This is a genomic window from Saccharothrix hoggarensis (assembly GCF_052936025.1).
Window position 1 is genome coordinate 2,540,222 of record NZ_CP193624.1, and the last position, 18,785, is coordinate 2,559,006.

11 protein-coding genes are annotated in these 18,785 nt (G+C 73.5%); 7 read left to right on the forward strand and 4 right to left on the reverse strand.

The annotated features are described in order from the left end of the window. Positions 1 to 31: 31 nt before the first annotated feature. Positions 32 to 1,852 (reverse strand): glutamine--fructose-6-phosphate transaminase (isomerizing), encoded by a 1,821-nt coding sequence (glmS, locus tag ACRAKH_RS12220; RefSeq protein ID WP_380725661.1) that lies wholly within the window; start codon positions 1,850 to 1,852, stop codon positions 32 to 34. 39 nt (positions 1,853 to 1,891) lie between these two features. Then, positions 1,892 to 2,161, reverse strand: coding sequence for a hypothetical protein (locus ACRAKH_RS12225; RefSeq protein WP_380725659.1), 270 nt, complete (start codon positions 2,159 to 2,161; stop codon positions 1,892 to 1,894). 220 nt (positions 2,162 to 2,381) lie between these two features. Between ACRAKH_RS12225 and ACRAKH_RS12230 the strand changes: the two genes are divergently transcribed. Continuing rightward, the gene (locus tag ACRAKH_RS12230; RefSeq protein ID WP_380725684.1) at positions 2,382 to 4,334 is read left to right on the forward strand and encodes an MDR family MFS transporter; all 1,953 of its coding nucleotides are present in this window, start codon (positions 2,382 to 2,384) and stop codon (positions 4,332 to 4,334) included. A gap of 30 nt (positions 4,335 to 4,364) precedes the next feature. Next, on the forward strand, positions 4,365 to 5,630 hold the full coding sequence (locus ACRAKH_RS12235; protein ID WP_380725657.1) for a hemolysin family protein: 1,266 nt from the start codon (positions 4,365 to 4,367) through the stop codon (positions 5,628 to 5,630). Positions 5,631 to 5,684: 54 nt separating this feature from the next. Here the strand turns inward: ACRAKH_RS12235 and ACRAKH_RS12240 are convergent, their stop codons facing one another. Continuing rightward, complete coding sequence (locus ACRAKH_RS12240; protein ID WP_447009819.1) at positions 5,685 to 7,100, reverse strand: aminopeptidase P family protein; 1,416 nt, start codon at positions 7,098 to 7,100, stop codon at positions 5,685 to 5,687. A gap of 183 nt (positions 7,101 to 7,283) precedes the next feature. Here ACRAKH_RS12240 and ACRAKH_RS12245 point away from each other — a divergent pair, with 183 nt between their 5' ends. The 5 genes from ACRAKH_RS12245 (at position 7,284) to ACRAKH_RS12265 (ending at position 15,005) form a co-directional block, all read left to right on the forward strand. Beyond that, entirely contained in the window at positions 7,284 to 9,794 is a 2,511-nt protein-coding gene (locus ACRAKH_RS12245) for a hypothetical protein (protein ID WP_447009820.1), read from the forward strand. A gap of 189 nt (positions 9,795 to 9,983) precedes the next feature. Continuing rightward, the gene (locus ACRAKH_RS12250; RefSeq protein WP_380724222.1) at positions 9,984 to 10,364 is read left to right on the forward strand and encodes a hypothetical protein; all 381 of its coding nucleotides are present in this window, start codon (positions 9,984 to 9,986) and stop codon (positions 10,362 to 10,364) included. After that, on the forward strand, positions 10,357 to 10,782 hold the full coding sequence (locus ACRAKH_RS12255) for a hypothetical protein (RefSeq protein WP_380724223.1): 426 nt from the start codon (positions 10,357 to 10,359) through the stop codon (positions 10,780 to 10,782). Before ACRAKH_RS12250 ends, ACRAKH_RS12255 begins: the two co-directional genes overlap by 8 nt. A 426-nt stretch (positions 10,783 to 11,208) precedes the next feature. Then, complete coding sequence (locus ACRAKH_RS12260) at positions 11,209 to 14,298, forward strand: efflux RND transporter permease subunit (protein WP_447009821.1); 3,090 nt, start codon at positions 11,209 to 11,211, stop codon at positions 14,296 to 14,298. A gap of 95 nt (positions 14,299 to 14,393) precedes the next feature. Continuing rightward, complete coding sequence (locus ACRAKH_RS12265; RefSeq protein ID WP_380724225.1) at positions 14,394 to 15,005, forward strand: hypothetical protein; 612 nt, start codon at positions 14,394 to 14,396, stop codon at positions 15,003 to 15,005. A 91-nt stretch (positions 15,006 to 15,096) separates the two neighbouring features. On the opposite strand, the gene metH is transcribed toward ACRAKH_RS12265, so the two are convergent. Then, entirely contained in the window at positions 15,097 to 18,693 is a 3,597-nt protein-coding gene (gene metH, locus ACRAKH_RS12270) for a methionine synthase (RefSeq protein ID WP_380724226.1), read from the reverse strand. Positions 18,694 to 18,785 lie beyond the last annotated feature (92 nt).

The following is an 18,785-nucleotide window of genomic DNA, read 5'->3' on the forward strand; positions in this document are numbered from 1 at the left end:
GCCTGCGCTGCCCTCGGCGCCTGACCGACGCCTACTCCACGGTCACGCTCTTCGCCAGGTTCCGCGGCCGGTCGACGTCCCGTCCCAGGGCGTGCGCGAGGTGGTAGGCGAACAGCTGCAACGGCACCGACAACGTGATCGGGGCCAGCGCGTCGTGCGCCTTGGGCACGCGGATGACGTCCGTCGCCAGTCCCTCCGGCAGGTCGGCGTCGGTGACCGCGATGACCGGCCCGCCGCGCGCCTTGATCTCCTCGATGGTGGCGGTGTTCTTGGCCAGCAGCTCGTCGTCCGGCACCAGCACCACGGTCGGCATCTCGGGGTTGATCAGCGCCAGCGGCCCGTGCTTCAGCTCGGACGCCTGGTAGGCCTCGGCGTGCACGTACGAGACCTCCTTCAGCTTCTGCGCGCCCTCGCGCGCCGCCGGCCAGCCGCGGACCCGGCCGACGAAGAACATGTGCCGCGCGTCCGCGTACTTCCGGGCGATCCGCGCCACCTCGTCCTCGGCCGCGAGGATCCGCGCGAGCTGGTCCGGCAGCCGGGACAGGCCGTCCACCAGCCGGCGGCCCTCGGTGATCGACAGGTCCCGCACCCGGCCGAGGTCGAGCGCCAGCAACGCCAGCGCGACGGCCATCGTGGTGAACGACTTCGTCGCCGCCACCGACACCTCGGGGCCCGCGTGCAGGAAGATCCCGTGCCCGCACTCGCGGGCGATCGTGCTGCCGACCGCGTTGACGACGCCGATCACGTGACCGCCCTTGCGCTTCAACTCCTGCACGGCGGCCAGCGTGTCCAGCGTCTCGCCCGACTGGCTGATCGCGACGTACAGCGTGTCGGGGTCCACGACCGGGTTGCGGTACCGGAACTCGGACGCGGGCTCCGCGTCGGCCGGGATGCGGGCCAGCTCCTCGACGAGCTGCGCGCCCAGCTGCCCGGCGTAGTACGCGGAACCGCAGCCGAGCAGCTTCACCCGGCGGATGCGCTGGTAGTCCTGCGGGGTGAGGCCCACGCCGTCGAGGCGGGCCGACGAGAACCGGTGGTCCAGCCGCCCGCGCAGGCACCGGTCCACCGCGTCCGGCTGCTCGCGCATCTCCTTGTACATGAAGTCCGGGTGCTCGCCCAGCTCGTACTCGGCGCTCGCGACGTCGATCGACGTGGGGGAGCGGGTGGTCGAGCGGGCGTCCATCGTGGACGTCCGGTAGCCGCCGGCGGTGACGGTGGCGATCTCGTCGTCGTCCAGGAAGATCACCTGCTGGGTGAAGCGGACCAGCGCGGTGACGTCGGAGGCGATCAGCATCTCCTGCTCGCCGACGCCGAGCACGACCGGGCTGCCCCGGCGCGCGGCGACCAGCTCGCCCGGCCGCTCGACATCCATCACGATCACCCCGTACGTGCCCTCGACCTGCGCCAACGCCTCTCGCACGGCGTCTTCGAGCCGGTCGGCGGTGCTGCGGGCGACGAGGTGGGCGAGGACTTCGCTGTCGGTGTCGGAGCGCAGGTCGACGCCCTCCGCGACCAGCCGGGCGCGGAGCCGGTCGGAGTTCTCGAAGACTCCGTTGTGGACGATCGCGATCCGCTCGGCGGCGTCCACGTGGGGGTGGGCGTTGCGGTCGCTCGGCTCGCCGTGGGTGGCCCACCGGGTGTGCGCGATGCCCGTCGCGCCCGCCGTGCCGTCCGGCACGGCCCGGCGCAGGTCGCCGACCCGTCCGGCGGTCTTGACGACCCGCAGCCCGCCGTCCTCGTCGGCGACGGCGAGGCCCGCCGAGTCGTACCCCCGGTACTCCAGCCGATGCAGGCCCTCCAGCAGCACGGGCACCGCGTCCCGGGGACCGGCGTATCCGACGATTCCGCACATGCTCCGTGATCTCCCTCAGCCGTAGGTGTGGTGCGCGGGCTAGCCGTAGACGATGCGGCGCAGCCGGCGCTCGGACAGCGGCGGCGCGGCGACCGGCCGCACGTCCAGCTCCTCCAGGAGGAGGGCCCAGATCCGCGCGTTGCCGAGCCCGTCGCGCCGCAGCTCCGCGTGCCGCCGCAGCACGTACTCCTCCGCCGTCTCGACGAAGTAGCCCATGACGTCCGACACCACCCGCCGGGCGAGCGCGGGCGGCAGGCCGGTCGTCCTGACGACGTGCCGGAGCAGGTCCTCCGGAACCTCGTCCCTCACGCGCTCCAGCATGGTCACCACCCAACCACCAGGCCAAACGCCGTGCCCGGATTCGGGCACGGCCTGTCACCCGGGCGTGGACGCGTGAGCGGGCGGGCCGGTGGCGCCGGTTTTATCGTCGGTCCGGGAGGTCCACGTGGTCGAGCGCGTCGAGCAGGCCGAACGGGTGGAGCGGGCCGAGGTCGGACCCGGCGCCCGGCGCGCCGTGATCGCGGTGATCATGCTCGGGATGCTGCTCGCGGCGCTCGACCAGACGATCGTCGCGACCGCGCTGCCGACCATCGTCGGCGACCTCGGCGGCGGCGGGCACCTGTCCTGGGTGGTCACGTCCTACCTGCTGGCCGAGACGATCATGACCGCCCTGATCGGCAAGTTCGGCGACCTGTTCGGCCGCAAGCGGGCGTTCCTGGCGAGCGTCGCGCTGTTCCTGGTCGGCTCGTTCCTGTGCGGCTGGGCCGACTCGATGACGTGGCTCATCCTGGCCCGCGCCGTGCAGGGCCTCGGCGCGGGCGGGCTCATGGTGACCTCCGCCGCCGTCATCGCGGACGTCGTGCCGCTGGCCGAGCGCGGCAAGTACCAGGGGTTCATCGGCGCGGTGTTCGGCGTCGCCACGGTGGTCGGCCCGCTGCTCGGCGGCCTGTTCGTGGACCACCTGAGCTGGCGCTGGGCGTTCTACGTCAACCTGCCGCTCGGCCTGGTCGTCCTGGCGGTCGGCGCGGCGGCCCTGCCCGGGTCGCGCGGCGGCGCCCGCCCGCGGATCGACTACCTCGGCATCCTCCTGATCGGACTCGCCGCGACCGGGCTGACGCTCGTCACGAGCTGGGGTGGCGTCGAGTACCCGTGGGGCTCGGCGACGATCGTCTGGATGGCCCTCGGCTCCCTGGTCGCCCTCGGCCTGTTCGTGCTGGTCGAGACGCGTGCCGCGGAACCGGTGCTGCCCATGCGGCTGTTCCGCGGGCGCGTGTTCACGGTGTGCGTGACCCTGAGCTTCGTCGTCGGGTTCGCCATGCTCGGCGGCGTCACGTTCCTGCCGACCTACCTCCAGTACGTGCACGGCGCGTCCGCCACCCGGTCCGGGCTGGAGATGCTGCCGCTCGTCGTCGGCCTGCTCATCGCCTCGGTCACCACCGGCCACGTGATCGGCAAGACCGGCCGCTACCGGGTGTTCCCGCTGGTCGGCAGTGCGCTCATGGTCGCGGGACTGCTCCTGCTGTCGCGGCTCGGGCCGGAGACGTCGTTCTGGCAGGCGTCCGCGTCCATGCTCGTGCTCGGGCTGGGCGTCGGCATGTGCATGCCCGTCGCGATGGTGGTCGTGCAGAGCACCAGCAGCTACGAAGACCTCGGCGTGGCGACGTCCGGCGTGAGCTTCCTGCGCACGTTGGGCAGCTCGTTCGGCGTGGCGGTCTTCGGCACGGTGTACGCGGGCAACCTGCCGGGCAACCTCGCCGCCGCGACACCGCCCGGCGTCGACCCGGCCGTCGCCTCGAACGTGCGCGCCCTGCACGCCCTGCCGGACGACCTGAAGGCGCCGATCGTCGCGGCCTACGCGGACACGCTGCAGACCGTCTTCCTCGCCGCCGCGCCGGTCGCCGCGGTCGCGTTCGTGGTCGCCCTGTTCCTGCGCGAGGTGCCGCTGCGCGACACCGCCCGCGCCGCCGCGACCGGTGTCGGCGAGAACTTCGCCGCGCCCCAGGACGCCGACTCCGAGCACGGGCTGGAGAGGCTGGTCGCGCTCATCGTCAGCCGGGAGCGCCGCGACCCCACCCCCGAGGTGCTGACCACGTCGGACGTGCCGCTGACGCACGCCCAGGCGTGGCTGGTCGTGCGGGTGTTCCGGCAGAGCGTCGAGCACGGCCACGCCACCCTCGACCGCCTGGCCGACGCCACCAAGGTCCCGGCGGGCGTGTTCGAGCCCGTGGCCCGGCAGCTGCTGACCAGGGGTTACCTCACCGAGGACGACGGCCGGTACCGCTTCACCCCGCAGGGCACCGATGTGTTCGCCCGCCTGGTCGACGCCTGGCGGGGCTGGCTGCTGGTCAAGCTCACCGACTGGAACTGCGACGACGCCGAGTTCACCCGTGCGGTGGACCGGGTGGCCACCGAACTGACGACGAGCGGCCGTGCCCTCGCCACCGGCAGACCCCCGGCGGCCACGGGCGCCGGTCGTGGGTAGGTCGCGGGTCGCGCGGGGTACGGAGGGGGTGTGAACGGGTACGGATCTACACTCGCGCTGGTCGCGGTGCTGGTGCTGCTCAACGCGGTCTTCGCGGGCAGCGAGATGGCGTTGATCAACGTGCGCGAGGGCCAGTTGCGGTCGCTCGAACGGGACGACCGGCCCGCGGCGCGGACGCTGGTCCGCCTCGCGCGCGACCCGAACCGGTTCCTCGCCACCATCCAGGTCGGCATCACGCTGGCCGGGTTCCTCGCCTCGGCGACGGCGGCCGTGTCCCTGGCCGAGCCGCTGGTGCCCGCGCTGTCGTTCTTCGGCGGCGGGGCCAACGCGGCCGCGATCGCGCTGGTCACGGTCGTGCTGACGTTCCTGACGCTGGTGCTCGGCGAGCTGGCGCCGAAGCGGCTGGCGATGCAGTACGCGTTGCCGTGGGCGCTGCTGGTGGCCCGGCCGCTGCACGCCCTGTCGACGGCGTCCCGGCCGGTGGTGTGGGCGCTGAGCGCGTCCACGAACGTCGTCGTGCGCATGTTCGGCGGGCGGCCCGACGCGGAGTCCGAGCAGATGTCGGCGGAGGAGCTGCGCGAGCTGGTCTCCGTCCAGCAGGGCCTCGACCCCGAGCAGCACCGGATCATCACCGGGGCCCTGGACATCACCGAACGGCGGCTGCGCGAGGTGCTGGTGCCGCGCCGCGCGGTGGTCACCCTCGACGCCGACCTCGACGTGCCGTCCGCCCGCGCCGAGCTGGCCCGCTCCGGCCACTCCCGCGCGCCCGTCGCCAAGGGCGGGCACCTGGACGACGTCGTCGGCGTCGTGCACCTGCGCGACCTGCTCGACGACGGCGTCCGCCTGGTCGACGTGACCCGGTCGCCGCTGGTGTTCCCCGACACGGTCCGGGTGTCCGACGCCATGCGGCGCTGCAAGGCGGCGCGCGAGCAGCTGGCGCTGGTCGTGGACGAGCACGGCGCGGTGGCCGGGATCATCACGCTGGAGGACCTGCTGGAGGAGGTCGTCGGCGAGATCCTGGACGAGACCGACCGCGACGTGATGGCCGTGCGCAGCGGCGCGGACGGGTCGATGGTGCTGCCCGGCACGTTCCCGATGCACGACCTGACCGACATCGGCGTCGAGCTCCCCGACGCGCCCGCGGGCGACTACGCCACCATCGCGGGCCTGGTCCTGGTCCTGCTCGGCCGCATCCCGGACGCGCCGGGAGACCGGGTCACCGTGTCGGACTGGACGGTCGAGGTGCTGAAGGTCGAGCACCACGCCATCACGTCGGTGCGCCTGCGGAGGCGATGAGGCCCGCCGACCTCGCTGGGGCGGGCGGGCCCGCCCCAGCTCCGGGACGAATCCCTAGCGGCCGGCGGCGGCCACCCAGGCCTCCAGCCCGGCGACGTCGCGGGGCAGCGCCGACGACAGCACCCGGTTGCCCTCCGGTGTCACCACGACGTTCTCCTCCAGCCGCACGCCGATCCCGCGCAGCTCCGGCGGCACGGTCTCGTCGTTCGGGTGGAAGTACAGGCCCGGCTCGACGGCCAGCGCCATGCCGACCTCCAGCGTGCCCTCGTGGTAGGCGGTGGACCGGGAGTTGGCGCAGTCGTGCACGTCCAGCCCGAGGAAGTGGCCGACGCCGCACGTGATGTAGCGGCGGTGGTGCTGGCCGTCCGGGTCGAGCGACTCGTCCACCGACACCGGCAGCAGGCCCCAGTCGTGCAGGCCCTCGGCGAGCACGCGCATGGCCGCGGTGTGGAAGTCGCGGTACGCCGCGCCCGGCCGGACCGCCGCCAGCGCGGCCACCGACGCCCGCTCGATCAGCTCGTGCACCTGCCGCTGCGCCGGGCTGTACCGGCCGGACACGGGCAGGGTGCGGGTGATGTCGGCGGTGTAGAGGGTCTCCAGCTCCACGCCCGCGTCGAGCAGCAGCACGGCGTCCTCGGGCACCGGGCCGTCGTTGCGCACCCAGTGCAGCACCGGCGCGTGCGGACCGGCGGCCACGATCGAGGCGTAACCCGGCCCGTTGCCGGCAGTGCGGGCGCGCCGGTCGAACGTGCCCTGCAACCAGCGCTCGCCGCCGCCCTTCACGGCCGTCCGGAGCTCGGCGGCGACGTCGGCGAAGCCCTGGACGGTGGCGTCCACGGCGGCCTGGAGCTGGCCGACCTCCCAGTCGTCCTTGATCCGGCGCAGCTCGGCCAGCACGGTCCGCAGCTCGGCGGTGTGGTCCGCGCCCGCCAAGGCGTCCAGCAGCGGGTCGACGCCCGCCGTCGCGTGCACGGCGGGCAGCCTGCCGCGCAACGCCGACGGCAGCTCGTGCAGCGGCCGGCAGCGCACGCCCAGCGCCTCCGTCCACTCGGCGAGACCGGGCACGGGGCCGATCCACAGCTCGCCGTCGCGGGCGTTGGCGAAGAAGTCCGGCTCGTCCGGCCCGGCCGGCGGGCGGAGGAACAGCTCGGCGTCGTGCCCGCCCCCGACCGGGTGCATGACCAGCACCGCGCCCTCGGCGGAGCAGCCCGTCAGCCACGAGAAGTCGCTGTCGGGCCGGAAGCCGTGGTCGGTGTCGTTCGAGCGCACCGGCGCCCAGCCGGCGGCCACCGCGATCCGCGCGCCGGGCAGCGCGGCGCTGAGCCGTTCCCGGTGCGCGGCGGCGGCCTTGGCGGCGCCGGGCGCGACGCGCGCGGCGCGGTCGGCCGGGCCCCAGCCGTGCTGGACGAACTCGCGGAACCCGGAGGCGTCGACGAGCTTGCTCGGGTCGCGGCGGGCGGGTTTGGTCACCGTGGGCAGCCTTTCGGGTCGTGGCCGTGGTCCGCCCGGTCGCGATCGGCGGCCGGGCGTCACCCACGATGCTCTCACCAGCCCCGTGGTGCCCCGACCGGGTGGCTCGATGACCGAAACGGCCTACCCCGGTCGGGCGATCCGGTAGGCAACACCCCACGGCTACTACGGCAGGGGAAGAGCATGCGTCCCGAGGACGTCGTCGAACTGCGGGTCCACGGGGTGTCGGGCACCCCGCCCGAAACGATGCTCGGCGACCCGTACCCGACCCCGGTGGCCGGTGACGACGTCGCCCGGTTCCTGCGGGCGGGCACGCCGGCGCGCGCCCCGTCCAGCGGGCGGACCCGCACCGTCGAGGCGTTCCACTGGGGCCGGTTCACCTCGGGCGGCGCGAGCCGGGCGCTGTGGCTGGTGCTGATCCCGTTCGCGATCCTCAACCTGGCCCGGTACGCGCTGCTCGGCGCGAACCGGTTCGCCGAGGCGGTGCTGCGGCTGCTCGGGCTGGTGCTGACGGCGATGCTGGTCACCGCCACCGCGTACGTCTCGCTGGAGCTGCTGGTGCGGCAGTGCGCGGGCACGGCGGCGTGCCGCGCGGAGCGCCTGGGGTTCTTCGCCGGCTGGCCGTTCGGCGCGATGCTGCTGGTCGGGGCGGTGCCGCCGGGCCTGGTGATCACCGTGCTGTGGTGGTTCGGCCGGCAGACGTTCCTGTACGAGCCGAAGGGCACCCACCACGTGTGGGAGACCCGGTCCGGGAGCCTGGGCGACTACGCGTTCTGGCACACGTCGCCGCGCACGCCGGTGCTGCGTGACGCGCACGTGGCGGCGGCGTGCGCGGTGGTCGGCGTGCTGTACGCGGGCGCGTTGCGGACGGCGCAGCCGGGCCGGCCGTCGGACGCGCTGTCGTGGTCCGTCGTCGGCGTGGGCGTGCTGGTGCTGCTGTGGGCGGTCGGCTGCGTGGTGATGTCGCCGGACCGGCGGGAGGTGAACTCGCGGGCGCTGAAGTGGACGTCGGCGGTGTACCTGCTGGTGGCGGCCGGTGTGGCGACCGCGGTCCTGTGGCGGCTGCCGGTGGGCGCGACCGGGTCCGTGACGCCGCTGGCCGGGTTCGAGGTGGTGACCAACGTGCTGTCCGCACTGGCGGTGGTGCTGCTGGTGGCGCTGTTCGTGGCGTGCGTGCGCATGCGGCACGCGCCGCGCGGTGTCGAGTTGATGGTGGCGGACAAGAGGTTCCGGCCGATGTGGCACGGCTACGGGGCCGTGGTGATCGCGGCGGTCGCGACCACGCTGGCGGTCGGGTTCAGCGGCGGGCTGGCCTACCGGGTGGTCGACTGGGTCGGCGACCCGGTGCCGGAGGCGGGGCGGCCGGGGCTGGTGCTGGGCACGGGTTACCTGGTCGGCGCCGGGCTGTGGGGCGTGCTGGCGATCGCGTTCCCGCTGCTCGTCGCGCCGGTCGTGGCGGCGATGGTGCGGCAGGTGTCGAGCGCGTCGTGGTTCGCCGCCGGGTCGCTGGCGGCGGGCGTCGCCGTGCTGCTGCGGTGGACGTCCGTGCCCGGCTGGGCGTTCTGGGCGGCGGCCGTCGTGGCGGGTCTGCTGTACGTCGTCGGCGTGGGTTCCTGCCTGCGGCACTCGATCGGCGCGGCGGTCCGCGACGGCGTGCTGGCCGACTACCCGGGGCGGCCCGACCGGCCCGGCGTCCGCAAGGTCGCGTTCCACCAGCGGCTCGCCTCCGGCAAGTACCGCTACCACTGGCTGCTCGGCGCGGTCGCGCTGCTCGGCGGCGTGCTGGTGGCGGCGGGCGGCGGTGTCGCGCTGGCCCGGCTGGCGCACCCGGACTGGCGGTCCGCGCCCGCGCCGGGGCTCGCCGAGTGGCTGTCGAGCCTGCCCGCGCGCGAACTCGGCGCGTTGGGCAGCCTGGTCGTGTCCGGACTCGTCGTGGTGCTGTTGTTGTTGGGTGTGCGGACGTGGCAGAGCCCCCGCATGCGCACAGCCGTCGGCATCGTCTGGGATCTGGTGGCGTTCTGGCCGCGCCTGGCGCACCCGATCTGCCCGCCGCCCTACGGCGGGAGGGCCACCATCGAGCTGACCTCGCGCGCCGTCCGGCTCGCCGGGCACCACGACGTGAGCGCGGTCGTGCTGTCCGGGCACAGCCAGGGGAGCGTGGTGTGCGTCGCCGCGTTGTCGTTGCTGCGCCGGGAGAGCGAGCGGCCCGACCCCGCCGACGGCGAGCGGTACATCAGGCAGGCGGACGCGGCGGCGGCGCTGCGGCGGGTCGGCCTCGTCACCTACGGCTCGCAGCTGCAGTGGGCGTACTCGCGGCTGTTCCCGCACTACCTCGGGCACGCCGAGCTGACCCGCCTGCACCACGACCTCGGCGACCGGTGGTGGAACCTGCACCGGCTGACCGACCCGCTCGGCGGGCCGGTGCAGGTGTGGCCGAAGACCGACGACGAGCCGGTGGCGGCGGGCGCGAAGCTGTGGGGCGTGCGGTGCGGCAACGACGTCCGGCTGCGCGACCCCGAGTTCCTCGACCCCGACCCGGACATGGTCGCCTCGCCGTTGCGCGGGCACAGCGACTACTACGACGACCCCGTGTTCGACGAGGTGGTGGCGCGCGTGGCGGACGCCGTCGCGAACCCGCGCGCGACCGTCGTGGTCACCGGGCCGGCCTTGGCGGGGGAGCCGTTGGGGCGGTAGCGGCGCCCTGCCGCACGCCCTGCCGCACGCCCTGCCGCACGCAAGGCCGCACGCACGGCCGCACGCAGGCCTGCAGGCCGGGCAGCACGCACGGTCGCATGCGGAGCACCACGCGGGGCTTCGCGCGGGCGCGGTCCGGGCGCGGAGTAGGTTGCCGTTCGCTGCTCGCCGTCCGACCGGGAAGTCCAGATGATCCAAGTCCTCGCCACCGCGCTGACGGTCGTGGCGCTCGTCGCGGCCCTGTGGTCGCTGGTGCTGATGATCGCGGACCGGCCCATCACGCTCGCCACCAAGCCCACCCTCGGCCTCGCCGCCGTCGTCGTGCTGCTCGAAGTCGGGCTGCTCGCGCAGGCGGTCGTCGGCGTGGTCAACGTCCTGGGCGCCGACCGGGAGCTCGACCGCGCGACGTTCGTCGGCTACCTGATCGGGGCGGCCGTGGTGCTGCCGCTCGGCGCGTTCTGGTCGCTCGCGGAGCGGTCCCGGTGGGGCGCCGGGACGCTGGCGGTGGCGTGCCTGAGCGTGCCCGTGATGATCCTGCGGCTCAACCAGGTCTGGGCCGGGCATGGGTGACCGGCTCGCGGAAGCCACCCGGTCCGGTCCGGGACGGCTGCTGATCGCCGTGTACGGCATCTTCGCGCTCGCGGCCGCGGCCCGGTCGGCGGTCCAGATCGCCACCCGGTTCGGCGACGCGCCGCTGGCGTACGCGCTGTCCGCGTTCGCGGCCGCCGTGTACGTGGTGGCGACGGCCGCGCTGGCCGGCGCGGTGCCGCGGCGGATCGCCTACCTCGCGTGCGGCGTCGAGCTGGCCGGCGTGCTGGTGGTCGGCGCGGCGAGCCTGGTGTTCGCCGACGCGTTCCCGGACGCCACCGTCTGGTCGGACTTCGGTGGCGGCTACGGGTTCGTGCCGCTCGTGCTGCCGGTGCTCGGCCTGCTGTGGCTGCGGCACACCGGCCGCACCGCACTGCGGAACCCCGAACCGGGCCGCTGAACCCGGCGGCACGCCGCCCGCGTAATGCAGTCGGGTCACCGGGCGCCACGCCCCGGCGGCCCTTCCGCGGTGGCGGCCGACCCCAAGGGCGTCCGGCAGGGAACGCCGTCGTGGAAGCCCGAGGCCGGGGGCGCGTCCCCCGGCCTCCGCGGCGTCCGAGGACCGGTCCCGGGGTCCGTCGAGGACCGCTCGAAGATCGCTCGTGATGAAGATCACCTGGCCGCGACGGCGAGGCCGCGGACAGTGTTGACGCTGGTCAGACCGCAGGTGGGCGGTCGGCGAATCAACCCATGTCTGAGCCTGTTCTCAGGTTCCGTGTGCGAGCGTTCGTCGCATCCGCCCGCGGCGCCCCCGCGCGTCGTCCGGTCGTCGGCCCCCGCCGATCGCCACGCGTCGGCAGGTCCGCTCACCAAGGAGATTCCCACGATGTCCGTGCTGGCTCGACTGAGCCTGGCCAACCGAAGCCTCGTCGGGCTGCTGAGCCTGCTCGTGATCGGTTTCGGCGTGTTCACGCTGCCCTCGATCAAGCAGCAGCTCTTCCCGTCCATCGAGCTGCCCGCCGCGGTGGTCATCGCGCCCTACCCCGGCGCGTCGCCGGACCTGGTGGACAGCCAGGTCGCCGAGCCGATCCAGGCCGCCGTGCGCGGCGTCGACGGCGTCGAGCAGGTGCTCACCCGCTCCGCCGAGAGCTCCGCGACGGTGCAGGTGATGTTCACCTACGGCACCGACGTCGACGCCGCCGTGGCCCAGATGCAGCAGGCCGTGAACCGGCTGCAGCCGCGCCTGCCGCAGGGCGTCGAGCCGACCGTCGCCCAGGGCAGCACCGACGACATCCCGGTCATCGCGCTCGCCGCGACCACCGGTGACGACGACCTCGCCGCCGCGGCCCGGCTGCGCGCCGAGGTCGTGCCCGACCTCGAAGCCATCCCCGGCGTGCGCGAGGCCACCGTCAGCGGCGAACGGGACCGCCAGGTCACCGTCACCGTCGACTACGCCAAGCTCGGCGCGGCCCGGGTCGACCCGCAGGCGTTGACCGCCGCGCTCACCTCGGCGGGCGCCGTCGTGCCCGCGGGCACCGTGCCGGACGCGGACAAGACGCTGACCGTCCAGATCGGCAGCCCGGTCGGGTCCGTCGAGGACCTGCGCGACCTCGTGCTCGCCTCACCCGCCGGCCCGGTGAAGCTCGGCGCCGTCGCCGCGGTGGAGTCCGGGCCCGCCGCCGCCACCGTGCTGACCCGCACCGACGGCCAGGCCACGCTCGGCGTCAGCGTCACCATGACGTCCGACGGCAACGCGGTGGAGATCTCCCGCCAGGTCCGCGACCGCCTCGGCGAGTGGGGCGAGGCCACCGGCTCCACCCTCACCGTCGCGTTCGACCAGGGCCCCGAGGTGGAGAAGGCGATCAGCGGCCTGACCACCGAGGGCCTGCTCGGCCTGCTGTTCGCGGTGATCGTGATCCTGCTGTTCCTGCTGTCGGTGCGGTCCACCCTGGTGACGGCGGTGTCCATCCCGCTGTCCGTGGTGGTCGCCCTGATCGCCCTCTACACCGGCGACCTGTCGCTCAACCTGCTCACCCTCGGCGCGCTCACCATCGCGGTCGGCCGGGTGGTGGACGACTCGATCGTGGTGCTGGAGAACATCAAGCGCCACCTCGGGTACGGCGAGGACAAGGAGCGCGCCGTGCTCGACGGCACGCGCGAGGTCGCGGGGGCGGTGACGGCGTCCACGCTGACCACGGTCGCGGTGTTCCTGCCGATCGCGTTCGTCGGCGGCATCGCGGGCGAGCTGTTCGGGCCGTTCTCCATCACGGTCACCGTCGCGCTGCTCGCGTCGCTGCTGGTGTCGCTGACGATCGTGCCGGTGCTGGCGTTCTGGTTCCTGAAGCGCCCGGCCGTGCCCACCGACCCGGAAGCCGCCGAGCGCGCGCTCCAGGCGGCGCTGGAGAAGGAGAAGCGCAGCCCGTTGCAGCGCGCTTACGTGCCCGTGCTGCGGTTCGCCACGACGCGGCGCTGGGTGACGTTGCTGATCGCGGTGCTGATCTTCGGCGGCACGCTCGGCCTGGCCGGCTCGCTGGAGACCAACTTCATCGACAACGGCGGCGGCACCGCGTTGCAGGGCACCCAGAAGATGCCGCCCGGCACCAGCCTGGCCGCCCGCGACGACGCGGCGCGCAAGCTGGAGGGCGTGCTGGCGGAGACCGAGGAGGTGGAGACCTACCAGGTCACCATCGGCACGGACAACAGCCTGGCCGCGTTCGGGTTCGGCGGTGACGGCGACACCCGGGTCCGCGCGACCGTCCGCGAGGGCACCGACCTGGAAGCCGTGCAGGACCGGCTGACCGAGCGGCTGGCGAACACCGCCGGCGCGGGCGAGGTGGCGTTCGGCGCGGCGGCGTCCGGCTTCGGCTCGGACACCATCGACGTGCTGGTCACCGCGCCCGACGAGGCGACGCTGCGGGACGCCGCCGAGCGCGTCCGGGAGGCCGTCGCCGGCGCGCCCGGCGTCGGCGAGGTCACCAACGACCTGTCGGTGAGCGCGCCGCGCGTGCAGGTCGCCGTGAACCAGGAGGCCGCGGCGGCACGGGGGCTCAGCGGCCAGACCATCGGCCAGTTCGCCGCGCAGGCCTTGCGCGGGGTGCCGGTGGCGGAGCTGCCGGTCGACGGCCGGTCCCAGCGGATCGTGCTGCGCACCGGCACGGCCCCCGCCGACGTGACCGCCCTGCGCGCGCTGCCGCTGCCCGGCGGCGTCACGCTCGGCCAGGTCGCCGAGGTGTCCGTCGTGGACGGTCCGGTGCAGGTCCGCCGCACCGACGGCGCGCGCAGCGCCACGATCTCCGCCAAGGCCACCGGGTCCGACCTGGGCGCGGTGACCGCGGACCTGACGTCGCGGCTGAACGCGCTGGACCTGCCCGCCGGGGCGACGCACGAGCTCGGCGGCGTGAGCGCCGACCAGGCCGAGACGTTCGCCGACCTCGGCCTGGCCATGCTCGCGGCCATCGCGATCGTGTTCCTGATCATGGTGGCGACGTTCCGCAGCCTGGTGCAGCCGCTGATCCTGCTGGTGTCCATCCCGTTCGCGGCGACCGGCGCGATCGGCCTGCTCCTGCTCACCGGCACGCCGCTCGGCCTGCCCGCGCTGATCGGCATGCTGATGCTGGTCGGGATCGTGGTGACCAACGCGATCGTGCTGATCGACCTGGTCAACCAGTACCGGCGGGACGGGATGCCGGTGCGGGAGGCGGTGGTCGAGGGCGGCCGGCGGCGGTTGCGGCCGATCCTGATGACCGCCGCGGCCACGATCTTCGCGCTGCTGCCGATGGCGCTGGGCATCACCGGCGAGGGCGCGTTCATCGGCAAGCCGCTGGCGATCGTGGTGATCGGCGGGTTGATCAGCTCGACGCTGCTCACCCTGGTGCTGGTGCCGACGCTGTACTCGATGGTCGAGGGCCGCAAGGAGCGCCGCCAGGCGCGCAAGACCGAGCGCCCCGTCGAGGACCGCGAGCCGGTCACCGTCTAGTTCGGCCTGGTGGAAGGTCCCGCTGCCCGACCCGGGTGGCGGGACCTTCGTCGTCTGACGGCGAATCGGGTTGCCGCACCGCCCACAATGGCCACATGGTCACGATGGTTCCGGTGCTGGAGCGTTGGGTGGTCGTGGAGTGCCCGTTCTGGGCCGTCGAGCCGGGGCCGTTCCACCCGGCCGTCTCACGCACGCCCACGCCGGGGGAGGTCGGCGCGTTGGCCTGGGCGCTGATCGGCCGTGTCGACGACGTGGCCGAGGCGGTGGACGCGGCCGAGGCGGTCGACGCCTTCCTGGCCTACGACGACGACCACTTCAGCGTCCCCGGCGGCCTCCGGATCACCTCGGACGGGGTCGTGGTCGAACCGGGCTGCTGCGTCGGCCTGGAGGAGTGGCGAGACTGGGTGGACGTGCTCGCCGGCCGGGTGATCTGGCTCGGTCACAGCCCGGACGTCCAGGTGGAGCAACTCGGCCCTGTGGTGCGCGTCTGGTGCGACGAGGACCTGACCAACCCCGGGTTCACCGGGCCGCACGTCGACCTTCAGCGCGACGCCTTGCCGGGACTCCTCGAGGACGTCCGGCGAGACCTGCTCGGGTTCCTCGACGCCCTGGGCGAGTGGGCGCGCGTCACCGTGCCCGCCCATGCCGACCGGCTGGTGGAGGCCGTGGACCGGCGGCTGGTGATCAGTCCGCCCCTTGACCTCTGACCACTTCCGCGCGCCGCAGCGCAGGCCGTCGATCAGCCCGCGTTTCGTGACGACGGAACCCGTGGCCGGCAGGACCGGGCGGCCTCCCGGATCACGCCTCGGGCTCGTAGGCCAGGTTCGGCCGCAGCCAGCGCTCGACCTCCGCCACCGGCATGCCGCGCCGCGCCGCGTAGTCCTCCACCTGGTCACGCCCGATCCGGCCCACGGTGAAGTACCGCGACTCCGGGTGCGCGAAGATCACACCGCTCACCGCCGCCGCCGGCGTCATGGCGAACGACTCCGTCAACGCCAGGCCGATCTTCTCCGCCTCCAGCAACGAGAACAGGTCCTGCTTCTCGCTGTGGTCCGGGCTGGCCGGGTAGCCGAACGCGGGCCGGATGCCGCGGAACCGCTCGGCGTGCAGGTCCTCCAGCGCCGGGTCGGCGTCCGGCTCGAACCAGTCCCGCCGCGCCTGGAGGTGGACGTACTCGGCGAACGCCTCCGCCAACCGGTCCGCCAACGCCTTCACCATGATCGACTTGTAGTCGTCCTGCTCCTGCTCGTACCGCCGGGCCAGCTCCTCCGCGCCGTGGATGGCCACCGCGAACCCGCCCAGGTGGTCGCCCTCCGGCGCCACGTAGTCGGCCAGGCACCGGTTCGGCCTGCTCTGCGGCTTCTGCGTCTGCTGGCGCAGCATCGGCAGCCGCCGCCCGTCCACCACGATGTCGTCGCCCTCGGAGTGCGCGGGCCAGAAGCCGTACACGCCCTTCGCCCACAGCGACCCGTCCGCGACGATCCCGTCGAGCATCGCGTTCGCGTCCTCGAACAGGTCACGCGCGACCGGGTTCTCCAACACCTTCGGGTACTTGCCCTTGAGCTCCCAGGCCAGGAAGAAGAACGTCCAGTCGATCATCTCGCGCAGCTCGGCCAACGACGGCTCCACGACCCGCAACCCGGTGAACGCCGGCGTCGGCAGCTCCTCGAACGACACCGCCTCGGCGTTCGCCCGCGCCTGCTCCACCGTGAGCATCGGCGTGCTCTGCCGGTTCTCGTGCTCCTCGCGCAACCGCTGCTGCTCCACGCGGGTCGCCACGCCCAGCTCCTCGGCGCGCTCCTCGTCCAGCAGCGCCGACACCACGCCCGCCACCCGCGACGCGTCCAGCACGTGCACCGTGGTCGCGTCGTACGCGGGCGCGATCCGGACCGCGGTGTGCTGCCGCGACGTCGTCGCGCCGCCGATCAGCAGCGGCAGCTTCATCCCGCGCCGCTGCATCTCCGCCGCCACCGACACCATCTCGTCCAGCGACGGCGTGATCAGCCCGGACAGGCCGATCGCGTCCGCGTTCTCGGCGATCGCCGTGTCGAGGATCTTCGCCGCGGGCACCATCACGCCCAGGTCGACCACGTCGTAGTTGTTGCACCCCAGCACCACGCCGACGATGTTCTTGCCGATGTCGTGCACGTCGCCCTTCACCGTGGCCAGCACGACCTTGCCGTTGCCGCGGGTGGAGCCGGAGGCTTCCTTCTCCGCGTCCATGTACGGCTCCAGGTGCGCGACGGCGCGCTTCATCACCCGCGCGCTCTTCACCACCTGAGGCAGGAACATCTTGCCCGCGCCGAACAGGTCGCCGACGACCTTCATGCCGTCCATCAGCGGACCCTCGATCACGTCCAGCGGACGTGCCGCCTGCAGCCGCGCCTCTTCGGTGTCCTCGACGATGAAGTCCACGATGCCGTGCACCAGCGCGTGCTCCAGCCGCTTCCCGACCGTGCCCTCGCGCCACGACAGGTCGACCTCGCGCTTGGTGCCCGAGCCCGACACCGTCTCGGCGAACGACACCAGCCGGTCCGTCGCGTCGGGGCGGCGGTCGAACAGCACGTCCTCGACCAGCTCCAGCAGGTCCTTCGGGATGTTCTCGTACACCGCGAGCTGACCGGCGTTGACGATGCCCATGTCCAGCCCCGCGCGCACGCCGTGGAACAGGAACGCCGAGTGCATCGCCTCGCGCACGGTGTCGTTGCCGCGGAACGAGAACGACAGGTTCGAGATGCCGCCGCTGATCCGGACGCCCGGACACCGCTCCTTGATCAGCGGGACGGCGTCCAGGAACGCCTTCGCGTACCCGTTGTGCTCGGCGATGCCGGTCGCGACGGCCAGCACGTTCGGGTCGAAGATGATGTCCTCGGCCGGGAAGCCCGCCTGACCCGTCAGCAGGTCGTACGCCCGCCCGCAGATCTCCACCTTGCGCTCGGCGGTGTCGGCCTGGCCCTTCTCGTCGAACGCCATCACCACGACGCCCGCGCCGAAGTCGCGGATGCGGCGGGCCTGCGCGAGGAACTGCTCCTCGCCCTCCTTCAGGCTGATCGAGTTGACCACGCCCTTGCCCTGCACGCACTTCAGCCCGGCTTCGAGCACGCTCCACCGCGAGCTGTCGATCATGATCGGCACGCGGGCGATCTCGGGCTCGGTGGCGATCAGGTTGAGGAACGTCGTCATCGCCCGCTCGCTGTCGAGCAGGTCGGCGTCCATGTTCACGTCCAGCAGGTTCGCGCCACCGCGCACCTGCTCCAGCGCGACGTCCACGGCCGCCTGGTAGTTGTCGCTCTCGATCAACCGGCGGAACTTCGCCGAACCGGTCACGTTGGTGCGCTCGCCGATCATCACGAACCCGGTGTCCGCGCCGATCTCGAACGGCTCCAACCCGCTGAACCGGGTCCGGTCCGGCACCTTCGCGACCGGGCGCGGCCGCATGTCCTTGACCGCCGTCGCGATGCGCGCGATGTGCTCCGGCGTCGTGCCGCAGCAGCCGCCGACGATGTTCACCACGCCGTCCTCGGCGAACTCGTGCAGCAGCGACGCCGTCTCGTCCGGGGTCTGGTCGTAGCCGCCGAACGCGTTGGGCAGGCCCGCGTTGGGGTGGCTCGCCGTGTACGTGCCCGCGATCCGCGACAGCTCGGTGATGTGCGGCCGCATCTCGGCCGCGCCCAGCGCGCAGTTCACGCCGACGATCAGCGGGTCGGCGTGCGCGACGGAGTTCCAGAACGCCTCGACGGTCTGCCCGGACAGCGTCCGGCCGCTCAGGTCCACGATGGTGACCGAGATCCACAGCGGCAGGTGCGGCGCGACCTCGCGGGCGGCGGCGATCGCGGCCTTGGCGTTGAGCGTGTCGAAGATCGTCTCGATGAGCAGCAGGTCGACCCCGCCCTCCGCGAGCGCGGCGATCTGCTCCGCGTACGCGGCCCGGACCTGGTCGAACGTCACCGCCCGGTAGGCCGGGTCCTCCACGCGCGGCGACAGCGAGAGCGTGACGTTGAGCGGGCCGACGGACCCGGCGACGAACTTGCCGCCCGCCGCGCCACCGGCCTCGTCGGCGGCTTGGCGGGCCAGCTGCGCGCCGCGCACGTTCATGTCGCGCACCAGCTTCTCCAGGCCGTAGTCGGCCTGCGCGATGCCCGTCGCCGTGAACGTGTTGGTCGTCGTGATGTCCGCGCCCGCCGCGAGGTACCGGCGGTGCACGTCGAGCACCACGTCCGGGCGGGTGAGGTTGAGCAGGTCCGGGTCGCCCGTGACGTCGTGCGTGTGGTCGCCGAGGAGGTCGCCGCGGTAGTCGGCCGGTGACAGCCCGGCGCCCTGGAGCATCGTGCCCCAGGCGCCGTCCAACACCGCGACCCGCTGGTCGAACAGCTCTCGCAGGGCGTTTTCCGACACGCGGCCTCCCATCGTGGGAGGCGCCCTTGCGGTGTTCCGAGGCCCGCCGAGCGTGGCGGGCTCGTCACCCGTTGCAGCGCCTCTCGTCGGGT